14 protein-coding genes are annotated in these 13,505 nt (G+C 65.5%); 7 read left to right on the top strand and 7 right to left on the bottom strand.

Features of this window, described 5'->3' with window-relative positions; all coding sequences use genetic code 11:
- The first annotated feature begins 87 nt into the window (after positions 1-87).
- Both Q5H94_RS08565 and Q5H94_RS08560 read left to right on the top strand, forming a co-directional pair.
- The gene (locus Q5H94_RS08565) at positions 88-2,226 is read left to right on the top strand and encodes a prolyl oligopeptidase family serine peptidase (protein WP_304560847.1); all 2,139 of its coding nucleotides are present in this window, start codon (positions 88-90) and stop codon (positions 2,224-2,226) included.
- A 16-nt stretch (positions 2,227-2,242) separates the two neighbouring features.
- Entirely contained in the window at positions 2,243-2,986 is a 744-nt protein-coding gene (locus Q5H94_RS08560; RefSeq protein WP_304560846.1) for a dienelactone hydrolase family protein, read from the top strand.
- A 42-nt stretch (positions 2,987-3,028) separates the two neighbouring features.
- On the opposite strand, the gene Q5H94_RS08555 is transcribed toward Q5H94_RS08560, so the two are convergent.
- Positions 3,029-3,352, bottom strand: coding sequence for a tetratricopeptide repeat protein (locus Q5H94_RS08555; protein WP_304560845.1), 324 nt, complete (start codon positions 3,350-3,352; stop codon positions 3,029-3,031).
- 300 nt (positions 3,353-3,652) lie between these two features.
- Here Q5H94_RS08555 and guaA point away from each other — a divergent pair, with 300 nt between their 5' ends.
- On the top strand, positions 3,653-5,236 hold the full coding sequence (gene guaA, locus Q5H94_RS08550; protein WP_304560844.1) for a glutamine-hydrolyzing GMP synthase: 1,584 nt from the start codon (positions 3,653-3,655) through the stop codon (positions 5,234-5,236).
- Positions 5,237-5,310: 74 nt separating this feature from the next.
- Positions 5,311-5,484 carry a hypothetical protein gene (locus Q5H94_RS08545; RefSeq protein WP_304560843.1) on the top strand — a complete coding sequence of 58 codons (174 nt, stop codon included), beginning with the start codon at positions 5,311-5,313 and terminating at the stop codon, positions 5,482-5,484.
- 7 nt (positions 5,485-5,491) lie between these two features.
- On the opposite strand, the gene Q5H94_RS08540 is transcribed toward Q5H94_RS08545, so the two are convergent.
- Positions 5,492-6,781, bottom strand: a complete 1,290-nt coding sequence (locus Q5H94_RS08540) for an MFS transporter (RefSeq protein ID WP_304560842.1) — start codon at positions 6,779-6,781, stop codon at positions 5,492-5,494.
- A gap of 121 nt (positions 6,782-6,902) precedes the next feature.
- Here Q5H94_RS08540 and pgsA point away from each other — a divergent pair, with 121 nt between their 5' ends.
- Genes pgsA through Q5H94_RS08525 form a run of 3 tightly spaced genes read left to right on the top strand, consistent with a single transcriptional unit; the run spans position 6,903 to position 8,163 of the window.
- Positions 6,903-7,469, top strand: coding sequence for a CDP-diacylglycerol--glycerol-3-phosphate 3-phosphatidyltransferase (pgsA, locus tag Q5H94_RS08535; protein WP_304560841.1), 567 nt, complete (start codon positions 6,903-6,905; stop codon positions 7,467-7,469).
- On the top strand, positions 7,469-7,726 hold the full coding sequence (gene moaD / locus Q5H94_RS08530; RefSeq protein ID WP_304560840.1) for a molybdopterin converting factor subunit 1: 258 nt from the start codon (positions 7,469-7,471) through the stop codon (positions 7,724-7,726). The genes pgsA and moaD overlap by 1 nt, the downstream gene beginning before the upstream one ends.
- Positions 7,723-8,163, top strand: a complete 441-nt coding sequence (locus Q5H94_RS08525) for a molybdenum cofactor biosynthesis protein MoaE (protein WP_304560839.1) — start codon at positions 7,723-7,725, stop codon at positions 8,161-8,163. The genes moaD and Q5H94_RS08525 overlap by 4 nt, the downstream gene beginning before the upstream one ends.
- A gap of 6 nt (positions 8,164-8,169) precedes the next feature.
- Here Q5H94_RS08525 and Q5H94_RS08520 read toward each other — a convergent pair whose 3' ends face one another.
- The 5 genes from Q5H94_RS08520 to Q5H94_RS08500 all read right to left on the bottom strand — a co-directional run bounded on the left by Q5H94_RS08520 (position 8,170) and on the right by Q5H94_RS08500 (position 13,370).
- On the bottom strand, positions 8,170-8,949 hold the full coding sequence (locus tag Q5H94_RS08520; RefSeq protein WP_304560838.1) for a fasciclin domain-containing protein: 780 nt from the start codon (positions 8,947-8,949) through the stop codon (positions 8,170-8,172).
- Positions 8,950-9,031: 82 nt separating this feature from the next.
- Positions 9,032-9,934: a hydrogen peroxide-inducible genes activator gene (locus Q5H94_RS08515; RefSeq protein ID WP_304560837.1), complete on the bottom strand. Its 903-nt coding sequence runs from the start codon at positions 9,932-9,934 to the stop codon at positions 9,032-9,034.
- A 191-nt stretch (positions 9,935-10,125) separates the two neighbouring features.
- The gene (ahpF, locus tag Q5H94_RS08510; RefSeq protein WP_304560836.1) at positions 10,126-11,712 is read right to left on the bottom strand and encodes an alkyl hydroperoxide reductase subunit F; all 1,587 of its coding nucleotides are present in this window, start codon (positions 11,710-11,712) and stop codon (positions 10,126-10,128) included.
- Between the two features lie 201 nt (positions 11,713-11,913).
- A complete protein-coding gene (ahpC, locus tag Q5H94_RS08505) occupies positions 11,914-12,477 on the bottom strand; it encodes an alkyl hydroperoxide reductase subunit C (RefSeq protein WP_304560835.1) in 564 nt (187 codons plus the stop codon).
- Positions 12,478-12,599: 122 nt separating this feature from the next.
- Positions 12,600-13,370 carry a sulfite exporter TauE/SafE family protein gene (locus tag Q5H94_RS08500; RefSeq protein ID WP_304560834.1) on the bottom strand — a complete coding sequence of 257 codons (771 nt, stop codon included), beginning with the start codon at positions 13,368-13,370 and terminating at the stop codon, positions 12,600-12,602.
- Positions 13,371-13,505 lie beyond the last annotated feature (135 nt).

The raw sequence follows: 13,505 nt of genomic DNA, 5'->3' as shown, positions 1-13,505 counted from the left end.
CTGCCGCGACGCTCGACGGCTTGAAAAAGGAGTCGCACCGGATACGGTGCGGCTCCTTTTCTTTTGTCCTCCCCCGGAAAGCCCCATATGCGCCGCGCGCTGCCCCTTATCGCGATTCTCCTCGCCACCCCCGCTTTCGCCCAGACCGGAGCCCCCATGCACTATCCCGAGACCCGCAAGGTCGATCAGGTCGACACCCAGTTCGGGGTGAAGGTCGCCGATCCCTATCGCTGGCTCGAGAACGACGTGCGTACCGATCCTGCGGTCAAGGCGTGGGTCGATGCTGAGGTCGCGACGACCAGCGCGTATCTCGACACGCTCCCCGGCCGCGACATCCTGACGGCGCGGCTCAACAAACTGCTCGATTACGAGCGGTTCGGCGTGCCGGTGAAGAAGGGCGCGCGTTATTTCTACACGCGCAACGCAGGCCTCCAGAACCAGTCTGTACTCTACGTCCGCGACGGGCTGAACGGCGCGGGCCGCGTGCTGATCGATCCGAACGGCTGGTCGAAGGACGGCGCCACCGCGCTCGCCGAATGGGTGCCTTCGGAGGACGGCAGCAAGATGCTCTATTCGGTGCAGGACGGCGGCACCGACTGGCGCACCGTCAAGGTGCTCGACGTCGCCAGCGGTCAGATCCTCCCCGACACCGTCGAATGGGTGAAGTTCTCCAATTTCGCCTGGGCGAAGGACGGATCGGGCTTCTACTATTCGCGCTTTCCCGTCCCCGCCGACGGCCAGAAATTCCAGGCGCTCAACGAGAACCAGAAGATCTACTTCCACCGGATCGGCACGCAGCAGTCCGCCGACACGCTGATCTACGAGACCCCCGACACGCCCAAGCGCGGCCATAGCGCGCAGGTGACCGACGACGGCAAATACCTCGTCATCACCACGACCGAGGGCACCGATACCCGCTACGCGATCACCGTGATCGATCTCACCGCGCCCAGGCCCGTGCCGCGTACGATCTTCAAGGCGCTGGACAACGAATGGGCGCTGGCCGGGAATATCGGCGCGAATTTCTACTGGCGGACCGACAATGGCGCGCCGCGCCAGCGCATCGTCGCGACCAATCTCAACGCCCGCTCGGCCGTCCCGCCGATCCATGAGGTCGTGCCCGAGGACAAGACCGGCGCCGTGCTGCAAAGCGCATCGATCCACGACGGCAAGCTGATCGCGGAATATCTCGTCGACGTGAAATCCGAGCTGCGCCGCTATGCGCTGGACGGTGCATCCGAAGGCGCGATCGCGCTGCCCGGCATCGGCGCGATCGGCGGCATCAGCGGCGACGAAACCGATCCCGAGTTGTTCTACACCTTCACCAGCTTCGCGACGCCGACGACGATCTACCGCTACGATGTAAAGACCGGAAAATCGGCGATCTGGGTCCAGCCCGAGGTCGCGTTCGATCCCGCCGCCTACACGGTCGAGCAGCGTTTCTACGCCTCGAAGGACGGCACGAAGGTTCCGATGTTCGTCGTCCGCCGGAAGGACGTGACCGGCCCGGCGCCGACGCTGCTCTATGCGTATGGCGGCTTCAACATCTCGGTGACGCCGGCCTTCTCGGCCGGGCGGCTGGCCTGGCTGGAGCAGGGCGGGGTGCTCGCGGTCGCTAACATTCGCGGCGGTGGCGAATATGGCAAGGCGTGGCATGACGGCGGCCGCCTCGCCAACAAGCAGAACGTGTTCGACGATTTCATCGCGGCGGGCGAATATCTGAAGGCACAGGGCATCACGTCGAAGGGCGGCCTCGCCATTCAGGGCGGGTCGAACGGCGGGCTCCTCGTCGGCGCCGTCACCAATCAGCGGCCGGATTTGTTCGCGGCGGCTCTGCCGGCGGTGGGGGTGATGGACATGCTGCGCTTCGATCGCTTCACGGCGGGGCGCTACTGGGTCGACGATTACGGCTATTCGTCGAAAGAGGCCGATTTCAGGACGCTCTACGCCTACTCACCGTATCACAACATCAGGAGCGGCACGGTCTATCCGGCGATCCTGATCGCCACCGCCGACACGGACGATCGCGTCGTGCCGGGCCACAGCTTCAAATATGCGGCGGCGGTGCAGGCAGCGGACATCGGTCCCAAGCCGCATCTGATCCGCATCGAGACGCGCGCCGGCCACGGATCGGGCAAGCCGATCGCCAAGGTCATCGCCGAAACCGCCGACGAATGGGCTTTCGCCGCGAAATGGACCGGGCTCGCCATCAAGCCGATCAACTAGGACTGGAGGAAACGACATGCCGCAGGAACAGGTGACGATCAAAACCGCCGATGGCGATTGCAATACCTATGTGCTCACCCCCTCGGAAGGGGCCGGGCCATGGCCGGCGGTGATCGTCTATATGGACGCGCTGGCGATCCGCCCGGCGATGATCGACATGGCGCGGCGGCTGGCCGATGCCGGCTATGTCGCGCTGCTGCCTGATCTGTTCTATCGCTACGGCCCGCACGAGACGCTCGATCCCAAGGCGGTGTTCGCGCAAGGCTTCGGCAACAGCATCGTGCCGACGCTGATGGCATCGACCGACAATCACAAGGCGGCGGAGGATACCAGGGCTCTCCTCGCCTATCTCGATACGCGCAGTGATGTCGCGGGTGAGAAGGTCGGCACGGTCGGCTTCTGCATGGGCGGCGGCATGGCGCTGACGGCGGCGGGATTTTTCCCGGAGCGGGTCGCGGCGGCGGCAAGCTATCACGGCGGCAACATCGCGACTGACAAGCCGACCAGTCCGCATCTGCTTGCGCCGAAGATGAAGGCGGAGGTCTATGTCGCCGGCGCCGACAAGGACGATAGCTATCCGCCCGAACAGGCCGAGCGCATGGAAAAGGCGTTGACCGATGCTGGCGTGAAGCACGTCGCCGAAATCTACGAAGGCGCGGCGCACGGTTGGATGAAGACCGACTTTCCGATCTACAACAAGGACGCCGCCGAACGCGGCTGGCGCGAGATGCTCGCGCTGTTCGACCGCAATCTCCACTGATCGCGGGAAACGAGGGGGCGCTTGAGCGCCCCCTTTATTTTGTCAGCGCGACGAAAGCTCCGGCCCGTGGGCGAGCGCGCGCTTGGCGATCTGATGCGACCAGACGTTGTCTCCGGTCTTCGTCACCAGCATCATATTGTCGAGCTTGAGCGCGCGCGCATAGGCGGTCAGCGCATCGGCTCCGCGGTTCGCGTTGGCATAGGCCTGCGCCAGTTCGATCATCGTACCGCCGTCGCGCGGAGCGACCTGCGAGGCGCTCTCGAGGTTGCGGACATGCGTGTCGGCATAAGCATCTTGAGCGGAAGCCACTGCCGGCACCGACAGCGGCGCGAGGACAAGCAACGAGAGGGCGATCATCTTCTTCATGGTTTCATCTCCTAATCATCGCGTGACTGCGATGTTACAGAATGATGACACATATATTGCAGATATGTGAAGCGGTTTTTTGTGACAGTCCGGGACGGGGTGCGGGGCTGTCCTACACGAGCGGATTCGTGCATCTTCGGGACATGACGATCGACCGCATTTCGATGACTCAGAGCGGCACATCGCAGGGGTGCTCGGTTCGTCGCATTTTCACCCCCGTTTTGCGTTACCTTCGTTACCTTCGGGGTGGTTCGGTCGCCCGCACTGGCGTGGAGGCGATACGGTCGCTATCGGCTCGCCATGACACAGCAAGCCAACGCCCCCAGCGAGTCGATCAGCTCCGATTCGATCCTGATCGTAGATTTCGGCAGCCAGGTGACGCAGCTCATCGCCCGCCGCGTCCGCGAGGCGGGGGTCTATAGCGAGATCGCGCCCTTCACGACCGCCGCCGAAGCCTTCGCGCGGATGAAGCCCAAGGGGATCATCCTCTCCGGCTCGCCTGCCTCGGTGCTCGACGAGGGCAGCCCCCGCGTGCCGCAGGAGATTTTCGACAGCGGCCTGCCGATCCTCGGCATCTGCTACGGCCAGCAGGTGATGATGCACCAGCTCGGCGGCGAGGTCCGGCTCGGCGACATGGGCGAATTCGGCTCGGCCGTCATCGAAGTGACCGACGATTGCGTGCTGTTCGACGGCCTCTGGCAGATCGGCGAGCATCATCAGGTGTGGATGAGCCACGGCGACAAGGTGACTGCGCTTGCCCCCGGCTTCCGCCCCGTCGCGACCAGCCCCGGTTCGCCGATCGCGGTCGTCGCCGACGATACGCGCCGCTACTACGCCACGCAGTTCCACATGGAGGTCGCGCACACGCCCGACGGCGCGAAGCTGCTCGCCAATTTCGTGCGCCACGTCTGCGGCCTCGCCGGCGAGTGGACGATGGCCGAATTCCGCGCCGCCAAGATCGCCGACATCCGCAAGCAGGTCGGCAAGGGCCGCGTGATCTGCGGCCTGTCCGGCGGCGTCGATTCGGCGGTGGCGGCGGTGCTGATCCACGAGGCGATCGGCGAGCAGCTTACCTGCGTGTTCGTCGATCACGGCCTGATGCGGGCGGGGGAGGCCGATCAGGTCGTCAGCCTGTTCCGCAATTCGTACAACATCCCGCTCGTCCACGTGAACGCGGAAGCGACGTTCCTCGAAGGGCTGGCGGGCGTCACCGACCCGGAGAAGAAGCGCAAGTTCATTGGCGGCGCCTTCATCGACTTGTTCGAGGCCGAGGCAAAGAAGGTCGGCGGCGCGGATTTCCTCGCGCAGGGCACGCTCTATCCGGATGTGATCGAGAGTGTCAGCTTCACCGGCGGCCCTTCGGTCACGATCAAGAGCCACCACAATGTCGGCGGTCTGCCCGAACGGATGAACATGCAGCTCGTCGAGCCGCTGCGCGAGCTGTTCAAGGACGAGGTCCGCGTGCTCGGCCGTGAGCTCGGCCTGCCGCAGGCGTTCGTCGGGCGGCATCCGTTTCCGGGGCCTGGCCTCGCGATCCGCATCCCCGGCGAGGTCACCAAGGAACGCTGCGACATCCTGCGCAAGGCCGACGCGATCTACCTGGAGGAGATCCGCAACGCCGGGCTCTACGACACGATCTGGCAGGCGTTCGCGGTATTGCTGCCGGTGCGCAGCGTCGGCGTGATGGGCGACGGGCGGACCTACGATTCGGTGCTGGCGCTGCGTGCGGTGACATCCACGGACGGCATGACGGCGGAGGCGTTCGAATTTCCCGGCGGCTTTCTTGCCCGCGTCTCGACCCGTATCGTCAACGAAGTCCGCGGCGTGAACCGCGTGACGTATGATTACACAAGCAAGCCGCCGGGGACGATCGAGTGGGAATAACGTCCCGAAATCGGACCGGCGTTAACCCAACCTAGCGTTGGGCGGAATCGTAAACGGCGCGTTAACGTCTTGCCATGAAGACGATGCTTCCCGCCCCGATCCCGCGCCATCCATTCCGCCAGTCGCTGGCGCGGACAGAAGCGCTGACGCTGACGCGCGCGCTGACCCGCAAGGACGAGACCGACCTGAAGCTCTTCGTGCTGAGCTTCACCGCCTTCTTCATCTGCTTCTACACGCTGATCGCGTGAGCCTCGCCTAGTCGCAGAGCAGGTGCAGCTTCTGCGCCAGCCACGCCGAAACCGGGCACATTGCCGCGACCAGGAACAGCATGTCCTGAGGCTGCACGCCCGCAAAGCCCAGCACCACCACCACCAGCGCGCCGACGCACATCGCGCCAGAATTGACGACGTTGTTGGCGGCGACGGTGCGCGCGGTCTGATCCTTCGACACGGTGGTCGTCAGGAAGGCGTAGAGCGGCACGACGAACATCCCGCCGGTGATCGCGATCCCCATCAGCGCGACGACGATCAGCAACCCCTGCGGCATCCGGATGAAATCGTTGAGGTCGTAGAGAGTGCCCGCCGCCGCATGCGGGAAGCTGCGCGCGAGCAGCGAGAAGATCACGACGAACACGCCCATCGTCAGCACCGATGCCGGGCCGAACTTCGCAGAGGTCTTGCCTCCGAGCAGCGCGTTGATCGCGACGGACCCGATCGCCACGCCGATCGAGAACAACGCGATCACGAACGTCGACACGGTTTGATCGGCAGTCAGCAGGTTTTTCACCAGCGGCGGGAAGATCGCGATCAGCACCGCGCCCATCGTCCAGAAAAAGCTGATCGCGCAGATCGCCATGAACAGGCGTGGGATGTGCATCGTCGCGCTGATCAGCCGCCAGGACGCGGTGATCGGATTGAAATTGACCTTCAGCTTCGGCCCGAGGCGGGGCGCGGTCGGCACCAGCATCGCGACCAGCCAGCCGACACCCGCGACCACCAGAACCGCGATTGCCGCGACGCGCACCGACATCAGCCCCGCCGACACCGTCCCGAACAGGATCGCGAGGTACGTCCCAGCCTCGACCAATCCGGTGCCGCCGAGCACCTCATCCTCCTTCAGATGCTGCGGCAGGATCGCGTATTTGATTGGCCCGAAGAAGGTCGAATGGATGCCCAGGCACAGCACCGCTGTCAGCATCATCGTCATGCCGATCGTCGTGAAACCGGACTCCGCGACCAGCAGCCCGCCCGCACCGAGCAGCATGATGCCGATCTCCGCCGTCTTGACGATGCGGATGATGGCCGCTTTGTCGTGCGTATCCGCCAACTGCCCTGACAGCGCCGAGAGGGTGAAGAAAGGGATCACCCCGATCGCGGTCGCGAAAGCGTTGAAATTCTGCTCGGCGGCTGGGTTACGATAGATCTGGTAGGTCGCGAACAGCACCATAGCGGTCTTGAACAGATTGTCGTTGAAAGCCCCCAGAAACTGCGTGACGAAGAGGGGCAGGAAACGGCGCTCCTTCAACAAACCGAGCGCATTGAGCATAGGAATTCCGGGGCCTGATTGTACGAAAAGAAGGTCCGCCATAGCCGAGCGGTACTCCTGCCAGCAACCCGCTTGTCGCATGGGGTTTCGCCCACGTGCCCACGGGGCTAGAGCGGCGGCAATGCTGACGTTGCCCAACCTGCTCACCCTCTCGCGAATCGTCGCCGTTCCTCTGCTCGCATGGTTGTTGTGGTGGCCGGGTTGGGCACCGGGCTATGCGGCCGGGTTCGTGCTATACTGCCTGATGGGCGTGACCGATTATTTCGACGGCTATCTGGCCCGCGCGCAGGGGACGGTGTCGAAACTGGGCGTGTTCCTCGATCCCATCGCCGACAAGATCATGGTCGCGGCGGTAATCCTGCTGCTGGTCGGCACGCGCGATGCGTCGCCGCCGGTGATTGCCGGGCCGCACCAGATCGCAGCGCTCGTAATACTGGTGCGCGAGATCGCGGTGTCGGGGCTGCGCGAGTTCATGGCGGGGCTGCAGGTGTCGGTGCCGGTGTCGCAACTCGCCAAGTGGAAGACGACGCTGCAGCTCGTGGCGCTGGGTGGGCTGATATTGTCGGGTGCTGTGCCCGGTGTCGGGTGGGTCCATTCGGTCAGTCTCGTCGCGCTGTGGGTGGCGGCGGTGTTGACGCTTATCACCGGCTGGGACTATCTGCGCGCCGGCCTGAAGCACATGGATTGATGGCGACCGAGATCCTCTATTTCGCCTGGGTGCGAGAGCGGATCGGAATGGCGTCCGAGACCATCGCGCTGCCGGACGGACTGACGACGGTCGGTGATCTGGTGAGCTGGCTCGCGGCGCGGGGCGGAGGCTATGCCGCAGCCTTCGAGGACCGGAGCCGGCTGCGCGCGGCGATCGACCAGCGCTTCGTGACGCTCGACGCGCCGCTCGGGCGGCCGCGTGAGGTGGCGCTGTTTCCGCCGGTGACGGGCGGATGATCGCCGTTGCCGTCGATGCACGGCCGATCGACATTGGGGCCGAACATGCCGCCATCGCCGGGGGCGGGGCGGGGGGCGTCGCGACTTTCACCGGGCTCGTGCGTGCCGATGACGGCGTCGTTGCGCTCGAGCTGGAGCATTATCCGGGCGGAACCGAGGCCGCGCTGCGGGCGCTGGCCGAAGAGGCCGTGGCGCGCTGGTCGCTGACCGCCGCGCGGATCACGCACCGCGTCGGGCGGATGCTGCCCGGCGAGGCGGTGGTGTTCGTCGGCACGGCCGCCAGGCACCGCGCGGCGGCGCTGGAGGCGTGCGCCTATTTGATCGACCGGCTCAAGACCGACGCGCCCTTCTGGAAGAAGGAAACGCTGGCCGGGGGCGAGCGCTGGGTAGACCCGCGCGGCAGCGACGATGCCGCCGCCGCGCGGTGGGAACCCTGACGCCGGTTACTTCGGTGCGGCAGGCGCTGCCGCCGGTGCCGGCGCGGCGTTCAGATTGGGCAGCAGCACGCCGTTGATGACGTGTACGATGCCGTTCGACTGGCGGACGTCGGGCGTTTCCAGATAGGCCTTGTTGCCGTTGACGTCGGCGATCTCGACCGTGTTGGTGCCGACGGTGACCTTCAACGGCTCACCTTCGACGGTGGTCAGCGTCACCACGCCGCCGCTCGCCTTCGCCTGTTCGGCGAGCTGGGCGACGGTGATGATGCCGGGCACGACGTGATAGGTCAGCACCTTCACCAGCGTCGGCTTGCTGGCAGGCTTCATCAGCGTATCAACGGTGCCGGGGGCGAGGCGCGCGAAGGCGGCGTCGGTCGGCGCGAAGACGGTGAAGGGGCCGGGGCCCGACAGCGTCGGCACGAGGCCAGCGGCGGTGACTGCCTTGACGAGCGTGCTGAGGTTGGGCGCGGCGGCGGCGTTGACCGGGATCGGCTTTGCCGCATCCATCGCCGCGCCGCCGACCGTCGGATTGGGGGCAGCGGGTGCTGCAGGTGCGCCGGGAGCGGCAGGGGCAGCAGGCGCGCCGGGCGCTGCCGGAGCCTGCGCGGCAGGTGCAGCGGGAGCGTGGCCGGCATGAGCGCCGGGAGCGGCAGGTGCCGGCGCAGTCGGCGCCGGAGCAGCGGGAGTGGGAGCCGCCGGGGCGGGGGCAGTCTGGGCATTGGCGCTTGCTGCGATCGCCAGTGCGCTGCCGAGCGCGAGGAGCGAGAGCTTCGAATTGCGGGTCATGTTTCTCTCCGGTTTGGTCTCGTGACGCCATGAGCGCCGCAGGGAGATACGGTTCAGCCGCGATTTTGTTTCAGTGCTGTCATCAATGGACCTGGGTCAGCGCCTCCGCCAATAGCTGGAAATCGCGTTCGCGGGGCGATGCACGCCGCCACGCCAGCGCGATTTTGCGCGCGGGATTGGCCGCATCGAGCGGCCGCGCGACGAGGCTGGTATGTTCCAATATTCCCGCCTTCAGCGCCATTTCGGGGAGCATCGTCACCCCCAGGCCGTTATCGACCATCTGCACGATCGTGTGCAGCGACGTGCCGAGCATCGTCGCCTCGGCGCGCAGTTCGGGCCGGTTGCAGGCGGCGAGCGCATGGTCCTTCAGACAATGGCCGTCCTCGAGCAGCAGCAGCCGGGTTTCGTCGATCGCCTCCGCCGAAACACCGATGCCGCTCGTGCCGATCTCGGCCTCGGGCCCGGCGAGGAACAGCCGGTCCTCGAACAGCACCTGCGACGTCACCTCGCCACAGGCATAGGGCAGGGCGAACAGCACGCAATCGGTGCGGCCGTGATTGAGGCTCTCGCACGCGGCGGCGCTCGGCTCCTCGCGGAGGAACAGGCGCAGGTCGGGATAGTCGCGGCGCAGGCGCGGCAGGATGCGCGGGAGCATGAAGGGCGCGATGGTGGGGATCACGCTCATCCGCATGTCGCCCGACAGCGGCCGCCCGGCAGCGCGCGCCATGTCGCCGAGCTCCTCGGCCTCGCGCAATACACGGCGCGCCTTTTCGGCGATGCGGTCCCCCAGCGGCGTGAAGCGTACGACGCGGCGGGTGCGCTCGACCAGGACGACGCCGATCAGCGTCTCCAGTTCGCGGATGCCGGCGGATAGCGTCGACTGGGTGACGAAACACGCTTCTGCCGCGCGGCCGAAATGGCCGTGATCCTGCAGCGCCACGAGATACTGGAGCTGTTTCAGCGTAGGGAGGTAGGTGGCGGCCATCAGATGCTTAGAGTTATACCTCGCTTGACAGATTGACACCTAAACGGAAAATGTCAGGGCCTATTGTTTCCGAAATTGCACCGATCGAAGTCGAGGTTCCGGGCGATTGAAACGCGAGCATAGCGCGGATCGCGATGTGTAGGACATACCTGACCGTCGCCCCAGCCTTCGCCGGGGCGACGGCTTGAACGTCACTCCGCCGCCTGCAGTTCTTCCGCCTCGACCGGCTCGTGCCGGATCAGATAATCGAACGCGCTCAGCGCCGCCTTCGCGCCGTCGCCCGCCGCGATGACGATCTGCTTGTAGGGCACCGTCGTGGCGTCGCCCGCCGCGAAGATGCCGGGCTGAGAGGTCTCGCCGCGATGGTCGATCTCGATCTCGCCGCGCGGGGTGAGGGCGATCGCGTCCTTCAGCCATTCGGTGTTGGGCACCAGCCCGATCTGGACGAAGATGCCCTCCAGTTCGACCTCGTGCAGCGTGTCGTGGTTGCGGTCCTTGTACGTCAGGCCCGAGACCTTCTCGCCGTCGCCCAGCACTTCGGTGGTGAGCGCCGAGGTGATGATCTTGACGTTGGGCAGGCTGGCGAGCTTGCGCTGAAGGACGGCGTCGGCGCGCAGATCGGTGTCGAATTCGATCAGCGTGACGTGCGCGACGATGCCGGCGAGGTCGATCGCCGCCTCGACGCCCGAATTGCCACCGCCGATCACCGCGACGCGCTTGCCCTTGAACAGCGGGCCGTCGCAGTGCGGGCAATAGGCCACGCCCTTGTTCTTGTACTGATCCTCGCCCGGCACGTTCATCTGCCGCCAGCGCGCGCCGGGGGCCACGATGAGCGTGCGGCTCTTGAGCGATACGCCGTTGGCGAGCTTCACTTCATGCAGGCCGCCGGGCACGCGCGACGGGATGAGCCCCTCGGCGCGCTGGAGGTTCATGATGTCGACCTCGTAATCGCGGACATGGCGCTCGAGATCGGCCGCGAACCGTGGGCCTTCGGTCGACTGGACGGAGATGAAATTCTCGATGCCCATCGTGTCCATCACCTGCCCGCCGAATCGCTCGGCGGCGATGCCGGTGCGGATGCCTTTCCGCGCGGTGTAGACCGCCGCCGCCGCGCCGGCCGGGCCGCCGCCGACGATCAGCACGTCGAACGGCGCCTTGGTCTTGATCTTCTCGGCAGCGCGCGCCTCGGCGGCCGTGTCGATCTTGGCGACGATCTGCTCCAGTTCCATGCGGCCGCTGGCGAAGGGCTCGCCGTTGAGGAACACGGTGGGGACGGCCATCACCTTGCGCGCGTCGACCTCGGCCTTGAACAGGCCGCCGTCGATCGCGGTGTGGGTGATGCGCGGGTTGAGGACGGCCATCAGGTTCAGCGCCTGCACGACGTCCGGGCAGTTCTGGCACGACAGCGAGAAATAGGTTTCGAAGGCGAAGTCGCCATCGATGTTCTTTACCTGCTCGATCACCTCCTGCGCGGCCTTGGACGGATGCCCGCCAACCTGGAGGAGCGCGAGGACGAGCGAGGTGAACTCATGCCCCATCGGGATGCCGGCGAAGCGGACGGCGATATCGGTGCCGACGCGGCGGATCAGAAAGCTGGGCTTGCGCGCATCGTCGCCCGCCGCGACCGAAACCTTGTCGGACAGCGCCGCGATCTCGTGCAGCAGCTCACCGAGCTCCTTCGATTTCGCGTCGTCGCCGAGGCTCGACACCAGCTCGATGGGCTCGCGGATGTTGCCGAGATAGGCCTTCAACTGCGTGGTGAGATTGGCGTCGAGCATCGGGGGTAACTCCTGCGAAAGCGATGATCCCTTTCCCGTTCGGGCTGAGCTTGTCGAAGCCCTGCACTTTCTTCCGCGGAAGAAGGACAGCCCCTCGACAAGCTCAGGGCGAACGGTGGTGGGTTCCTATCCTTTGAAAACAAATGGCCGGGGCGAGTTTCCCCGCCCCGGCCACGTGCGACCCAGGGGGCTGGGATTGGGTTAGATCTTGCCGACCAGATCGAGCGACGGAGCCAGCGTGGCCTCGCCCTCTTCCCACTTCGCCGGGCAGACCTCGCCGGGGTGCGAAGCCCAATATTGCGCGGCCTTGATCTTGCGCAGCAGCTCGGCGGCGTTGCGGCCCACGCCCTCGGGCGTGATTTCGACGAGCTGCACGACGCCGTCGGGATCGGCGACGAAGGTGCCGCGATCGGCGAGGCCGACGCCTTCACGCAGGATGTCGAAATTGTTCGAGATCACGTGGTTCTGATCGCCGAGCATGAAATAGTTGATCTTGCCGATGGCGGGCGAGGTGTCGTGCCATGCCTTGTGGCTGAAATGCGTGTCGGTGGAGACCGAATAGACCTCGACGCCCATCTTCTGCAGCGTCGGGTAGATGTCGGCGAGATCTTCCAGCTCGGTCGGGCACACGAAGGTGAAATCCGCCGGGTAGAAGAAGAATACCGACCATTTGCCCTTCACGTCGGCATCGGTCACGTCGACGAATTTGCCTTCCTTGAACGCGGTCGCGGTGAACGGTTTGATCGTCTTGCCGATGATCGACATGGGGCAGTCTCCTTCAGGGGGTGGGTGGTACGAGGACGGATATAGGCAGGGGGTGCGATTCCCTGAAACGCAGAACTCCGTTATGTACGATTGAGGAAATCGATCAATAGTGCGTGATTGATCTATTTGTTCAGCGCCTGCCAGATCGTGAAGGCGCTGGTCAGCGTCAGCAGCGTGCCGACCATCGCCATCAGCGGCCGCGTCGGCACGCGCTTGGCGAGCAGCCCGCCGAGCGGCGCGGCGACCAGCCCGCCGATCAGCAGGCCGAGCGTCGCTAGCGTGAAGGCCGCAAAGCCGATCTGCGTGATGAAGGCGATCGAGACCGTCGTCGTCAGGAAGAACTCGCTGGTGTTGACGGTGCCGATCGTATGGCGCGGGGCGCTGCCCTGGACGAGCAGGTTCGACGTCACCACCGGGCCCCAGCCGCCGCCGCCCGCCGCATCGAGGAAGCCGCCGACCAGCCCGAGCGGCGCGACGACGCGCGGCGACTTCACCTCGATCGCGCCGCGCCATGCGCGGTAGAGGAGGTAAAGCCCGATCGCGGCGAGGTATGCCATCACGAACGGCTTGGCGACGCCCGCATCGATGTTGCTCAGCACGTACGCGCCGAGGAAGCCGCCGATCATGCCGGGGATCACCAGCCGCCGGAACAGCTTCCAGTCGACGTTGCGGTGCCAGACGTGACTCGCGCCAGACGCGGCGGTGGTGAAGGTTTCGACCGCGTGGACGCTGGCCGAGGCGAGGGCGGGGGGAACGCCCAGCACGCTTACCAGCAGCGTGGAATTGATCAGCCCGAACGCCATGCCGAGCGCGCCGTCGATGAGCTGCGCGAGGAAGCCGACGGCGATGAAGGGGAGGATGCTTTCGATATCGGTGAAGTGAAATTCGGGCATGCATCCGCTCGGCTGGGGACAGTATAACGCTTGGTAGCCGCCGCGTTCCCGAAATCCTAGTAAAAAGCTAGGTTTTACAATTAGGGAACTTCGCTACCGCCCGGTACTTTAATTGTTGCCGATATGCGATTATGT

Source organism: Sphingomonas immobilis, from assembly GCF_030580995.1.
Taxonomy (GTDB): domain Bacteria; phylum Pseudomonadota; class Alphaproteobacteria; order Sphingomonadales; family Sphingomonadaceae; genus Sphingomonas; species Sphingomonas immobilis.
The sequence above is the reverse complement of the archived record's forward strand: the minus strand, read 5'-3'. Positions and strand labels throughout refer to the sequence as shown.

Bases quoted from the DNA above. Each gene is read 5' to 3' on its own strand.
- guaA (WP_304560844.1), top strand. From the start codon at position 3,653: ATGACACAGCAAGCCAACGCCCCCAGCGAGTCGATCAGCTCCGATTCG.
- pgsA (WP_304560841.1), top strand. From the start codon at position 6,903: ATGCTGACGTTGCCCAACCTGCTCACCCTCTCGCGAATCGTCGCCGTT.
- Q5H94_RS08565 (WP_304560847.1), top strand. From the start codon at position 88: ATGCGCCGCGCGCTGCCCCTTATCGCGATTCTCCTCGCCACCCCCGCT.
- Q5H94_RS08560 (WP_304560846.1), top strand. From the start codon at position 2,243: ATGCCGCAGGAACAGGTGACGATCAAAACCGCCGATGGCGATTGCAAT.
- Q5H94_RS08540 (WP_304560842.1), bottom strand. From the start codon at position 6,781: ATGCTCAATGCGCTCGGTTTGTTGAAGGAGCGCCGTTTCCTGCCCCTC.
- Q5H94_RS08500 (WP_304560834.1), bottom strand. From the start codon at position 13,370: ATGCCCGAATTTCACTTCACCGATATCGAAAGCATCCTCCCCTTCATC.
- ahpF (WP_304560836.1), bottom strand. From the start codon at position 11,712: ATGCTCGACGCCAATCTCACCACGCAGTTGAAGGCCTATCTCGGCAAC.
- Q5H94_RS08520 (WP_304560838.1), bottom strand. From the start codon at position 8,949: ATGACCCGCAATTCGAAGCTCTCGCTCCTCGCGCTCGGCAGCGCACTG.
- Q5H94_RS08525 (WP_304560839.1), top strand. From the start codon at position 7,723: ATGATCGCCGTTGCCGTCGATGCACGGCCGATCGACATTGGGGCCGAA.
- Q5H94_RS08545 (WP_304560843.1), top strand. From the start codon at position 5,311: ATGAAGACGATGCTTCCCGCCCCGATCCCGCGCCATCCATTCCGCCAG.
- Q5H94_RS08555 (WP_304560845.1), bottom strand. From the start codon at position 3,352: ATGAAGAAGATGATCGCCCTCTCGTTGCTTGTCCTCGCGCCGCTGTCG.
- Q5H94_RS08515 (WP_304560837.1), bottom strand. From the start codon at position 9,934: ATGGCCGCCACCTACCTCCCTACGCTGAAACAGCTCCAGTATCTCGTG.
- ahpC (WP_304560835.1), bottom strand. From the start codon at position 12,477: ATGTCGATCATCGGCAAGACGATCAAACCGTTCACCGCGACCGCGTTC.
- moaD (WP_304560840.1), top strand. From the start codon at position 7,469: ATGGCGACCGAGATCCTCTATTTCGCCTGGGTGCGAGAGCGGATCGGA.